This window comes from Butyricimonas sp. DFI.6.44 (assembly GCF_022132345.1).
GTDB classification, from domain to species: Bacteria; Bacteroidota; Bacteroidia; order Bacteroidales; family Marinifilaceae; genus Butyricimonas; species Butyricimonas muris.
The window spans coordinates 117,460-130,101 of the sequence record NZ_JAKNJD010000002.1 but is presented as its reverse complement, the minus strand read 5'-3'; the positions used below and the strand labels follow the sequence as shown (position 1 = coordinate 130,101).

Sequence of the window (12,642 nt, the reverse complement as noted above, 5' to 3'; positions counted from 1 at the left end):
TGTTATCCTGTATAACCATTGTCAACGGTCTCCCGAAACACTATGAAGAAAACCGTTTATACTTTCTTTATTTTCCCTCTTTTACCGCATCTAAGAATGTCTTTGCAGGCTTGAACGCAGGAACAGAGTGAGCCGGAATCACGATGGTCGTATTCTTTGAAATGTTACGAGCCTTTTTCTCTGCCCTTTGTTTGATGATGAAACTTCCGAATCCTCGCAGGAACACCTCGTTCCCGGCAATCATCGACTCCCTGACACTCTCCATGAATGCCTCCACTACAGTTGTCGCTACCGACTTTTCTATTCCGGTCTCCTGTGCGATCCGGGCAATAATATCTGCTTTTGTCAGACTGTTTTATTATAAAATCCGTTGCAAAGATAATAACATATCTCTTTGTCGTCTGGATTGCCAGCCTGATAATGTTACGGAAAACGATAATCCACCTTTATCTCACGGTGTTCCTTCGGCACGAACCAGACAATCGGAAAGCCCCGATAAAAGGAGAGAAACATAAAAAACATACAAATCCGTATCCTGTAGTCAAGGCAGGCAAACACCCGATCACCATTTATCGGTCATGATGGTAATCACTCTTGCTGAAACCACCGAATATAGCTTTCAGAATCTTTCCGATAACATAGAAAACCACTATAAAAACGATAAGTTCTCCCATATTCTATACTACTTAAAGTTAATATAAAGATACTAAAAATCAACGAGAACAGAAAACATATAGCCCTGATTCTCAAAAAAATCCATTTCAATCCGGCTAATACGAAAGCTCATTGCCCATCTTTCGGCTTACGCTTGCCCAACGGTCCTTTGAATTTTCCCCTATTGAGCTTTACCCCGTGCCGGTTGAGCACACTGAACACCGAACTCCGGCTGTTGTACCCGCTTACCGCCATGATGTCCTCGAAAGAATGACCGTTGACATACATATCAACGATGGTATTCTCCCGGTCGGCCTTATCCATCGCCTTCATCGTTTTTCTCGGGACCTTCGCTTTCTGTTGCAGATTCATGACATGTGCGGACGAATACCGCAATACCGCCACCTCTTCGGGTAGCGCCCCGAACATATCCAGTACATCGGCTGCCGTCGTTTCGGGGAACAGTTTTCCCCGCGAGTCGATCCGGTCATGGATGGAAATGATACGCACCACTTTGATTCGGCACAACTCAATAAACGCGGACAATTCGCGCGACCCACGGAGAGCGTTGCTGAATTTGGCCACGACAATCTCGTCACCTCTTTCGAGATTCGCTACAAGCTGTTTCCATCTGGGGCGCAGAGCCTCGTTTTCGACAAGTTCCTCTATCACTTGTACACAACCGTATTTCTGCATCCACTCTTTATCAGCCTCGAATCCGTCGTAACGATCCGCCTTGAATATGTAACCTACTTTTGCCATATCATTGTGCACTTCTATAAGAATAAGTACAAATATAAGAGTTTTATTTTAAACTAAACCATACTTTGAACGAAAATGATATGAAGGGCTTTCTGTGTCCTTCGTTTCTTTCACTTATTTTCATTGAAAATCAAACTATTAAGTGCAATGTTAAAAATGGTTTATAAAACGATTTTCGGCGCTTGTCATCTTGAAAAGAATACTTAGATTTGTGCTGTAAAATACAAAATGAACTATGAATTGTAAAAATCAATACTTAAAAATTGTACTATCGATTGCTGGACTTTCTGCCGTTCCGATTGCCATTTTCACACTTACATCGTGCGACGGTTCGAACGTCAAATCACTGGTTGAAGCCCAACCTACTCCAGCCGGTCTGTATCGGGAGTATCTGTCCGAAACACGCGGGCAAAAAGAACTTTCCTTTGAGGATTTGACCGCGTATATCGGGAAGTGGCAGACCTTGAAAGATTCCGTGACCGCAACCATGCGCCGGGACACGACCTATCGGGCACATTCCGACATACGTGAAGAGTGCATTCTGCTGCACGATTCCGTCCGTGCGGAACTTTCTCGGCTGGCGATGTCGAAACCTCGCACCTATAAAGAAGTGCTGATTCTGAAAGAACGTTTCTCTTCCTATACCGGAGACGTGGAACTGCATCGTTCCGCCGAAGAAATCCGTCCGTTTTTCGCAGAATTGGATAAACGTCCGGCCTGTCGGGGTAACAAGGAGCAAATTCTGTCAGCATATCGTAACGTGCTTGCCGAAACCCTGAACAATGGAATACATGGGAACGGCGACCTCAAAAAATTCATCGAAAGGGAGGATGCCGCTTTTCGAGCTTTCCTGTCCGGGTTGCACGAGCTTGGCGAAGCGAATATGGCCGACATCACCCGTGACACAGAGAAATGCTGCTCCGAGGTGTTTTTCGCCGCTGGGCGCAAGGAAATCACTTACAAGGACGCCACGATATACATGGCCTTACGTACCGACCGTCGGCTGATCCAGAACGTGCGTGCCTGTCTTGACAACATACGCCGTGGAAAGGTCGTAACGCCCGAACAGGCACAAGCCTATGTCTGGATGATTCTACAGCCCTACGCTTCCTTGGACGGCCTCTGCATGACGCTATTGTCCCCGGAAGATAAGGAAACCCTTTACAGGATGGCCGCAGAAACACCCGCCGCATTCGAGAAACTGCGCAGAATCCTGCCGTCGGAGGGCGACCGGTTGGACGAACTGCCCGGTATGCTCATGGAGATATTCATCGCCTCGTTGTAAAAGCCTATTCACAAAATAAACGATATATGATTATGTTACGACACTTTCTGGATGACTTCATGTCGTTCGTACCCCTGCAAATGCCGCAGCTTCTCAATGTGGCAACGATGGAGGAGCCGCAGTTCTACGGTGACTATGTTCTGCTCACATTCCCGCTGCGGGACCCCTATGATCTGGAGGAGGTCATGGACATATTCGAGGACGACATGGAGCTGATTACACTCTACCACCATGTGCCGGTCGGACTGGAGAAATCCGGTCATAGCACCTGTGCCTACTCCAATCCCGCTTTCGGGCAGATGTTCAAGATGAACGCCCGGACAGACGCGGACGGCAAGGTAAACCGTATCATCGCGACCATTTACGATTCGTTGGAGCTGATGTACGGCGACCTGTGTCTCGATCTGAAACTCCACGCCGGGAACGGCAGCTTCAAGTACAAAAAGAATCAGGAAGACGTGTTGTTGGATTTCATGTAAAACAACCCCTATGCGAAACACGATATACCGCCAAATGGTTTTCTGTATCGACACGTACCGCACGTGGATAGAAGTGGCCGATGACAACCTCTACAAGGAACACGTCATTTCGAGAAACACCCGGACCGACTTCCTTGTGACCCGCACGCTGGTACTGCGGGCCTACAAACCGCATGGTCCATACGAAAAGGGCATGACGTGGACGATTCCGGAGCATGATCTGGACACGGCACTGGCTACATATCGTAAGCAGAACGGCACATTCAAATCCCGGATGAAGAAAGGCGCGTCGTCCCTGACAGCCGAAGACACCGAGAACATTATCCGCTTGGCCACCCACGGGATTGTCCGATTGGAACTCGTGGTACGGCCCGTTCATATACCTTCAAAACCCTATTACCTGTTATGACCTGGATTATATTACAATTCGTATTTCTTGCAATGCCTGTCGTCCTTCCGGCACTGTTGTACAGAAGCAGGCGTTGCTTCATGGCAAGATTCTACGATAAAATGGTGTGGAGCGAAAAGGCCCGCAGGCTGTACGCCCATGTGCTGCTTATCGTATTACTCTTGTTTCATTATGTCTATACGAGTGGACACCCCGGCGAGTTCGGTATCGTGCCATCTACCATCGTGTGTGCCGCATGGGTCTCTTTCAGGCGGGCGGACCGATGGATGCGCGGCTTGCTCGACCGGCCGAAACGTTTCGTCTGGTTTGCGCTCTTGGCATTGGTCATCGGCTTCGTGCCGCATCTGTACACGATGGCCGTAACAATCGCCTTTGTTCTTTTGGCTGCCCTGTTCTACCCGTCGGCAAGGGTCATGTCCGAAAAGACAGACATACGCAAATTCCTCGAATGGCTGGAATGTCCCGGAGCATTAGCCGACAGTTATCATAGTATCATCACGCGAGGCTGCCACGATAATGCGGATAATGGCAACCTGAAACTATCCGCACATTATGAATCATCAAAAACAGAATGAAAATGAGAAATAGAAATGAAGCGCCCGCCGCCATACTGGCGAACGTGGAAGTGTTCGACTACCTGAAAGAAAAAGTCGGCGAGCGGAAAACGAGAACGGAAGCCTACTGCGATTTGTTGGATAAATCGCTGGCAGGTTTCGTCTCCCCGTTTTTAAGAAGGCAGGACTACGACCTCTCTCCCTGCCAGTGCCATGTAACCGTTTCCGACCTTGCATCGGAGTGGCATTGGCATCGGGCTACTGTCCGCTCGTTTCTGGACACGCTCGAAGCGCTCGGACAGTTAGAACGCATCCGGCTGGCAAAAAGCGTCGTCATTACCATGCCCCTGCGGACCGGCACGCCTGCCATGCCGGACAGCGGACGGGAAGAAGCGGACTTTGCCACAAGAATACAGGAAGCATTGTACGACTGGATAATCGGCAAAGCAACCTCTTTCGATGTGGGTAAATCATGTGGACAAATCATGCGCCAGACCTTGACGGAGATAGCCGGACGGGACAGTCGTATCTATCCGGACAGTCATTCCGACACGGCATCGGCACAGACCGTCCGGTCGGAAGAACAGCTGTGTGAGACCGTCTTGGAATGTATTGCCCATGCCGCCCTCTGGCGGGTTCTGCGTAAATCGAGGTTCGACGACGGCTCGCCGCTCGTGCAGTTCTTCCGGCTCGACCTCAGCGGGGAATGGGCGGCGTTCATCGAGGCCTCGAAAGAGCTTGCAGAGCTTGTTATCGACGGAAAACCGGACGGGACAGGCTTCGGTACGGACGAAGAGACGGAACGCCTTGAATCGCTTCGCAAACCCTTTTTATCGCTTCTGGCGAAGGCGCAGGAGGAAAGCTGAACGGGGATTCGCGGACAGAGATTGTATAACCACGGGCAATTCTCCCCAGTTCAGGTTCAAATATCCTTCCAGTTATAGCAGGCATCCGGGCTTGCCCGTCTGCCACTGAACAAAGGGAAGGGGGAGCCTAATACCCCTGCTGACTGACGTCGCAGGGAGAAGTGTCCAAGCAAGCAGCAAGCTGGGACACGGGGAATTGTCCGAAACAACACGAAAACAGTATGGCAAATGCAAAACAGGTTCTCGATGTTCAGGTATCGAAAGGGATCACCGCCGCCCAAGGCAACGAACACCTGCGTAATCGCAGCGAAGAGGCGGAGAAGTACGCCATGAGCAAGGGCAACTACGACCCCACCCGCAAACATCTGAACTTCGAGATTGTGCCCGGAGGCAAGGTTCGCCCCATCGACACGAGCCGCAATATCCCGGAACGGATAGCGGACATATTGGGCCGTCGCGGGATCAAAGACCCCAACGAGGGATTGGTTGAACCGAAATACCGCACGGTGGTAAACATCATTTTCGGCGGTTCGCGGAAGCGGATGCACGAACTCGCTTTCGGCACGCAGAAGGTGGATTTTGAAAAAGGTGCGGACAATACCCGCATCAAAAGGAAGAGCGACATCGAACGTTGGGCGAAGGATGTCTATGCATTCGTTTGCGGCAGATACGGCGAGCAGAATATAGCCGCCTTCATTGTACACCTCGACGAATTAAATCCGCACGTGCATTGTACGCTTCTGCCAATCAAAGACGGGAGGTTTGCGTACAAGGAGATATTCGCCGGAAAGGACAAGTTCGAATATAGCGCGAGGATGAAACAGCTCCATACGGACTTTTTCGCCGAGGTCAACACGAAGTGGGGAATGGAGAGAGGCCGGAGCGTCGCCGAGACCGGCGCACGGCACAGGACGACGGAAGAATACCGCCGTATGCTCTCGGAAGAATGTACCACCATTGAGCAACAGATTGGCCGACATCAGGAAGTCCTGTCCGCCCTCCATTCGGACATTCGGCTGGCAGAGCGCAGAGTCAAAGGTTTGACCTCGATGGTGGAAAACTTGAAAAGGGAGAAGAGCGAAAAAGAGGCTCAATTGTCGGCACTCGAAAATGATATGGATACCCGGAAAGGTGATGCTTTGACCCTATCTGCCGAGAAAGAAAAGCTCGAAAAAGAGCTGACTGCTATCCAAGGGAAACTGGCAGACAAACAGGAGAAGCTACAAACCGCCGACCGACAGCTTTCCGACCTCAAGGCAAACATGGATGCCATTGAGGAACGCACGGAACAGCTCAAGGAGGAAGCCTACGAATACTCCCGTGATGTCCACTCCAAAGTGGACAGCCTACTCAAGGACGTCATGCTGGAAAATATGGTCGATGAGTGGAGGGAACTGTCGGCGCGGATGAAGCCTTCCGAACGGCAACTTTTCGACGACACACTCGTGCGTTCCGTGGCGGAACGGGGAGCGGAAGTCATGCGCTGCGCCACGATGCTCTTTCTCGGTATGGTCGATGATGCCACTACGTTTGCCGAAACACGTGGCGGAGGAGGTGGCGGAAGCGACCTCAAATGGGGACGTGATGAAGACGAGGACAACCGGGCATGGGCGCTTCGCTGCATGAGGATGGCGAGCCGCATGATGCGCCCTTCCATCGGCAAGAAGCCCAAGCGTTGAATGGCAAGGTTTATAATAAAGAATCAGATAAACAACAAATTAAGGATATAAGAATATGACGAAAAATATCATTTTCATTATTGCGGCGCTTTGTTCGCTGCAAGCCCGTGCGGATGTACAACCTACGGAAAGGGATACTGTACACCGCACGTACCGTTACGATGACACAGAACTGCTGCAGCCGTTACAGCCCTTATACCTTGACGGAGTGGTTGTTCCGGCACGGGGAAACGGCAATTGGTTTGTCAGTATCGCCGGAGGTGCGACAGCCTTTCTCGGCACGCCGCTCGGTTGCGAAGACCTGTTCGGGAGGTTGAAACCCTCGTACAGCCTTGCCCTCGGCAAGTGGTTTACCCCGTGGGTAGGTGCACGCATAAATTACAACGGGTTGCAGTTCAAGGACGGCACGCTGGCCGTGCAGGAGTACCATTATCTCCATGCGGATCTGCTGTGGAATGTGCTTGGCGGTAGCTATGTCCGGCAGAAACTGGTGCGCTGGCATCTGGCACCCTTTGCGGGTATCGGACTGCTGCACCATGCGACCAACGGGCATAACCCGTTTGCAATCTCCTACGGCATACAAGGGCAGTATCGCATTTCCAAAAGGGTAAGCGCCCTCATGGAACTCTCCGGTACGACCACCTTCCAAGACTTCGACGGGTATGGCAAGGCGAATCGGTTAGGCGACCACATGCTTTCACTCACTGCCGGATTCTCTTTCCATATCGGCAAGGTCGGCTGGAAACGGGCCATAGACCCAAGCCCCTATATCCGCCGCGATCGGCAGCTCGTCGATTATATCAATGTACTGTCGGAACAGAACAGCCGCTACGCGGGACAGCATGACAAGGATAGCCGGACGCTGGCCGAGCTGAAGAAGATACTGGAAATCGAAGGATTGCTCGACACGTACAGCCATTTCTTCGATGATGACGATGCTATCGAGCGCAAAGGTTATCCGAGGAACAATTACAGCGGGCTGAACTCCCTGCGGGCAAGGTTGAAGAACAAGCATTGGAACGGAAAATCACCATTGGAAGGACAAGCCCCGAATGGGAATGGCCGGGCAGACAGCCTGCAGCACTGGCCGGATAGCGTGCCTGGTCTCGGAACAGGACAGTTCGAGAATCTTCCCGACAGCACTTTGGCAGACTATGCCGTTCGGATGCAGTCCGGACGGGAATGCATCGGTGCTCCCATCTTCTTTTTCTTCGAACTCGGCACGTCGCACCTGACAGACCCCTCCCAATTGGTCAATCTCGACGAACTGGCACGGGTGGCAAAGAAATACGGTCTGAAAGTTAAAGTCACGGGAGCGGCCGATAGTGCGACCGGAACAATTGGTATCAACAATGCCTTGAGTGCTTCGAGAGCCGACTATATCGCCTCGGAGCTGAACAAGCGGGGTTTGTCGCCCGACAGGATGACCAAGACCGGCGAAGGTGGCATTTCCGATTACGCCCCCACGGAAGCCAACCGACATACAAGGGTGGAACTGTTCTTCGGCAAATGTGAAGAAAACGAATGTTCGTCCGTAAACAGGTAGAAAGCAAGAGAGTACCGATGATAAATATCGGTACTCTCTTTATTTGTTATGTGCTGTATCCCGGATTCTTTAAGCAGACCGTATCAGTTGTCCGGATTGAAATTCTTGTCGTAATCCAAAAGGAACTTTGCCAGTACAGGGTTGTTGTGGTCCACTTTCAACTTGCCGGTGTCCAGACGGCGAATTGCCTTTCTGTCTTCTTCCGTTAACTCGAAATCGAGATACAAGATAAAAGAAACGGTTCTGTCCCGATGATAGGAACGGAGCCGTTTCTTTTATCGACTGGCTTACTATGTTATTGTTCGTCTTTCACGCCGCGTACATACCCGCCGTCGGCATCTGAACTGGTCGCACCGATGGAGTGGTCTTGGGCATTGAAACGGAAACCGCCGTTCTTGCCTGAAATGGAGCCGTCTCCGTCATAAGTTCCGCGGCTGAAGCTGGTATAGGTCATGTACATGGCTTTGCTCTCATGTCTGTAAAGAAGCCATCGACCCTCATACGTTTGCCATGCGTCATCGGGTAAGCGGGTACCCATGATAAGCAGCTCGCGCAAGTTGGGCACGCGATAGCCGCTCGGTGTAATAGAAGCGGTCTGATACCATCTCCAATCCTGAACGCCTTCCCAACTCCAACGATTTAGTGCATTCACATCTATGCTCGGTGTAGGATAGTCTGCGTCATTTGCCGCTACCCGGAACTTGGCATACGGTCGGTTATAAGGCGACAGGTCATTATGCGTGGGCAACGAACTGGCTTCATAGCTTAGGCGGCGTGCCTTCTCGCTAAGGTTGGAGACATCAATCAGGTAGGTACCGTCGGGTTCGGCCTGTGTCACTTTGGGAATGAGTGGTGTGGGTTCAACATTCGGATCGTCAAGACCGATACCGAGGTTGCGTATGCAACGGTAGGCATATTGTCCGCCCACGGTGTTGTGCGAGCCGTCGTAGTTACCCAATGCGGCACATTCTTCTGCCCACAACACCCACGAATGGTCGCCGTCAGCGGAACTACTGGTATAGTGCCAATAGGTCTGGTAATCCCTGTCCGCGGGATTTTGGGGATAGAGGCGCGAAGCGTCGTCCAGCGCATATTCGCCGATATAGAGATCCACGAGCTGGTCGATGGCGGCCAGATACCAGCGTATTTCGTTAGGCTGCACGATGTTGTCGCCGTTCAGGTCGCGGTTACGCAACAGCACAGCGTGCAGGGCGTCTTGGTGGTCATCGGTCAGACCGTAGTGCTCGGAGGGGTTGAGCACCTCCGTCCAATGCAGGGATCTGTTGGATACATAGTTTTCGCCCAGAATACAACGTATGGTATTGAGCCGGCCGTTGCTGGAGGAAGTACTGTTTCTCACGTCACCTTCCTTCCAACGCGTGCCCTCCATGCGGCTTTCAAGCCCCCATGCGGTGGACAATTCATTCTCGCTCTTTTTCACGTTGTACACCGTGCGTATGGACTTCTGCTTGAAAGTCTGTATGGCTTCCACCACGCTCGACGCGCCATCGGGACTGTAATGCGAGTTGTCTCCGTTGATAAAATAGAGCAGGCGGTCTTCGGCCTCCACGTATCGGCGCCACTGCGACAAAAGCGGGGTATTGTCCTCGTCTGTATTGGGGTCATCCGGCTCGCGCACGTACACGTACTCGTCGATGAAAGCGGTAACGGTAACCGTACCGGTGGTCTTTCCTTCCTCGTACTCCTGCTTCAGGCGTTGCAGCAACTGGTGTACGTCGAGTAGGCGGGCGTCAGAATGGCCCGCATGTCCGTCATACCCCGAAGGTTGGTTCTTTCCGCCCTTGTAGTTCTGGTCACCGGGGTATTTCACGAACAGCTCGTCGTCTTGGCCATAGTCCTCGTTGATGGCGAACTTGATCCACTTGTAGTCATGGATACCTGTACTTTCCGGACTGTCCGTTTCGCCGAAACCGCCCGCATAGATGGCCTTGTCGAAAGCTGTCTGCACGCCCCATGTCATGGTTGGAACCATGCTTCGGTTTATCGTAATGAGCTCGCGGTCGTAGTGTGCATCCAGCTCGTACAGCCCATCTTGACTGAATATCACGTTGCCTTCGTAGCCGGGCCTCTGTTCGTTCTCCTCCCCATCGGACTCCACTTCAAGCCGTATATCGTTGATACCACGCAGGGTGACGGTGTAGATGTAGCGGGTATTGCGGCGGGTGTCGTAGTCGTTGGGGTTGCCGTCGGCGTAGCCCAGATGTACGGTGAAGGTCACGTCGGCATTGACGGTATTGCCTTTGTCATCCTTATAGGACAGTGTGCCGGACATTTCCACGTAGGTGGCGTTGGCGGGGGCGTAGGCAAAGTCGCCGTTCTCGAACTGCTGACCGGGTTTGTCCGTATAGTCGCCCGTGTTTTTGTGTTCGCGTTCCTCGCGTAGGGCGTACTGTTCCGCAGCGCTAAGCCCTTCGCCGGAGATGGCCTGTTTGGGAGTCTTGCGGTTTTCCGGCATGTAGAACACGAAGCCACCGGAAGTGTAGAGGTAATTGTCATCCCGCTCGGTAGTCTCGAAAGGCATCTCCTCGGTTGTGAAGTAGGTGCAACCGTCACCATCGGCATCGCCTGTCCCGTGGGGCAGCAGCAACGACTGGGCCGGCACGTTCACCACCCGCCAGCCGCGCGGACGGAAGTCAAGTGCCGTCCAGTTCTTATCGGAGGGTTTCTCGGTTTTCACCACGAACTCCACCCTCGCGTCCGTCCGCTCGGGCCGCAGCGTACACTCCAGCGAGGCGGGACCGCTTTCCGTACCGGGAATGTTGACAAGGTTGCTCGTGGAATTTTTATCATCGTAAGCATAGCCTGTCATCATGAACTGCGTGGAGCGTTCCACGGTATGCTCGTCCATCTTCATTACGAAGGCTTCGAGGTCTGACCGCGATGTTATAGACTCCATGTCCGATTTTTTGACATCATAGCCGGAACTTACGGATTCAGTAGATAGATTGGCGATGCAGACTATCTGTACCTTGTTCAGAGAGGTGGTCTCTATCATGACGGAACCTTTGCTGTAGTCTCCGTTATAGCTGATGTCGTCAGTAAAGAAATTGCGGTAATGCACCTCCCCGGCGGGGTTGAAGATGAACATGTAGAGGTTGTTCACACGGTTCTCGTAGGTAGCGTCCTGCGCGGCACGGGTCTCCACGCAGCTCTTCTCGGACCGGAAGTCCAGCATTACACGTGCGGGAAGCCCCTCTGCCACGCGGGCACGCTCCTCGAACAACGGGTCCTCGGTACACGAGTACAGTCCTACCGCCAGCAGCATGGCCGCCAGCAAGGTCAATATGTTTTTATGTCTTGTTCTCATAACTCAAATGACATGCAGTTTCGTTTAATTGAACGGGGGAACGGTTATCTCTTCCGTATCCCAGTCCTTTACTTCAAATTTTAGCGTGAGGTTGGCCTCCGAACTGAGTGTGGCGTGTATGTTCACTTGCTTGTTACGGGCGATAGAGTTCAGAGCGCCGCCGTATTCGTTGATGAAAGGTATGGCGTCATAGGGAGCTGTACTTGTGGTGAAACCGATGGTATATGGCGAGTCCTTGCTTGCATCCGTCCATGCGTATGAGGGATAGATGTAAAGGGCCAGCGTCTTGCTGCCGTAACCTCCGATTTCGACAGAGAGGCTCTCGTAGTTTTGAACATCATACTCCGTGTCGTCGGGAACGTCAAGGGTCTGCTCGCGGAACAGGTAGAGCCGGTCGCCGAAGAACTCGCCGAAAGTCATGGAAGTGATGGTAATCGGGTGGCTCAGCGTGTTGTTCATAATGACGTTGAGCTTGGCCACGGAGCGCTCCAGTTCCACTTCGATGGTCTGCGGCGTGCCGTCGGATGGAATTATCTGCACATCGCGATGCCAGCTCATGGGTAGGCCGTGTTGTGCGATTTCCTGCTCCGTAAAGCGTTTTGGGAAGTGCGTGCGGTGTTCATCCATCACCAAAGCTTTTTTGGTGTTGCCGACCTGCACGAGGTTGTCCTCGAAGTCTGCCATGTCGGAATAGTCCTTGCCGAGGGCGGCCTCGTTGGCCACGGCATAGATGTCCACAGTACCTACCGGCACACCCTCGATGGTGACACTGCCGCCGGAGAGGTCGGCTTCCTTGAACTGTTTGTTGATGACAGGTTTGTCCTGCGAGAATACCAATATGCGCAAGGTGTTTATCTTCTCTTCAGCGGCCTTGTACTCCTCGTCCGTGGTGTGCGTGGAACGTATATCGGCCATTGGTACGTGCAGGGTAACGGAGGCTGTGCGTCCGTCGGGTATCCATTCGTCCACTCGGTCCGTGCAGCCGGCCAACAGGCTGGCAGCCCATGCGAGGGCGGCTGGCAGAAGCAGGGAGAAAGGATGCGGTAAATATCGTTTTATATATGCTTTCATACACCGTAT

General features: G+C 52.3%; 11 protein-coding genes. 7 read left to right on the top strand and 4 right to left on the bottom strand.

Annotated elements, in window-relative coordinates:
• Nucleotides 1-67: 67 nt before the first annotated feature.
• Nucleotides 68-349, bottom strand: coding sequence for an HU family DNA-binding protein (locus tag L0M98_RS03850; RefSeq protein ID WP_005777181.1), 282 nt, complete (start codon nucleotides 347-349; stop codon nucleotides 68-70).
• Nucleotides 350-783: 434 nt separating this feature from the next.
• On the bottom strand, nucleotides 784-1,416 hold the full coding sequence (locus L0M98_RS03845; RefSeq protein ID WP_004289492.1) for a recombinase family protein: 633 nt from the start codon (nucleotides 1,414-1,416) through the stop codon (nucleotides 784-786).
• A 235-nt stretch (nucleotides 1,417-1,651) separates the two neighbouring features.
• Between L0M98_RS03845 and L0M98_RS03840 the strand changes: the two genes are divergently transcribed.
• The 7 genes from L0M98_RS03840 (at nucleotide 1,652) to L0M98_RS03810 (ending at nucleotide 8,234) form a co-directional block, all read left to right on the top strand.
• On the top strand, nucleotides 1,652-2,701 hold the full coding sequence (locus L0M98_RS03840) for a hypothetical protein (protein WP_004289491.1): 1,050 nt from the start codon (nucleotides 1,652-1,654) through the stop codon (nucleotides 2,699-2,701).
• Between the two features lie 26 nt (nucleotides 2,702-2,727).
• Nucleotides 2,728-3,180 carry a hypothetical protein gene (locus L0M98_RS03835; protein WP_004289490.1) on the top strand — a complete coding sequence of 151 codons (453 nt, stop codon included), beginning with the start codon at nucleotides 2,728-2,730 and terminating at the stop codon, nucleotides 3,178-3,180.
• Nucleotides 3,181-3,190: 10 nt separating this feature from the next.
• Complete coding sequence (locus tag L0M98_RS03830; protein WP_005777184.1) at nucleotides 3,191-3,589, top strand: hypothetical protein; 399 nt, start codon at nucleotides 3,191-3,193, stop codon at nucleotides 3,587-3,589.
• Complete coding sequence (locus tag L0M98_RS03825) at nucleotides 3,586-4,164, top strand: hypothetical protein (RefSeq protein WP_004289488.1); 579 nt, start codon at nucleotides 3,586-3,588, stop codon at nucleotides 4,162-4,164. Before L0M98_RS03830 ends, L0M98_RS03825 begins: the two co-directional genes overlap by 4 nt.
• Before the next feature lie 2 nt (nucleotides 4,165-4,166).
• A complete protein-coding gene (locus L0M98_RS03820; RefSeq protein ID WP_005777197.1) occupies nucleotides 4,167-5,009 on the top strand; it encodes a hypothetical protein in 843 nt (280 codons plus the stop codon).
• Nucleotides 5,010-5,230: 221 nt separating this feature from the next.
• A complete protein-coding gene (mobV, locus tag L0M98_RS03815; RefSeq protein WP_004289486.1) occupies nucleotides 5,231-6,688 on the top strand; it encodes a MobV family relaxase in 1,458 nt (485 codons plus the stop codon).
• 55 nt (nucleotides 6,689-6,743) lie between these two features.
• Nucleotides 6,744-8,234 (top strand): OmpA family protein, encoded by a 1,491-nt coding sequence (locus L0M98_RS03810; protein WP_004289485.1) that lies wholly within the window; start codon nucleotides 6,744-6,746, stop codon nucleotides 8,232-8,234.
• 295 nt (nucleotides 8,235-8,529) lie between these two features.
• Here L0M98_RS03810 and L0M98_RS03805 read toward each other — a convergent pair whose 3' ends face one another.
• On the bottom strand, nucleotides 8,530-11,532 hold the full coding sequence (locus L0M98_RS03805; RefSeq protein ID WP_227215010.1) for a fimbrial protein: 3,003 nt from the start codon (nucleotides 11,530-11,532) through the stop codon (nucleotides 8,530-8,532).
• A 54-nt stretch (nucleotides 11,533-11,586) separates the two neighbouring features.
• On the bottom strand, nucleotides 11,587-12,633 hold the full coding sequence (locus tag L0M98_RS03800) for a FimB/Mfa2 family fimbrial subunit (RefSeq protein WP_227212378.1): 1,047 nt from the start codon (nucleotides 12,631-12,633) through the stop codon (nucleotides 11,587-11,589).
• Between the last annotated feature and the right edge of the window lie 9 nt (nucleotides 12,634-12,642).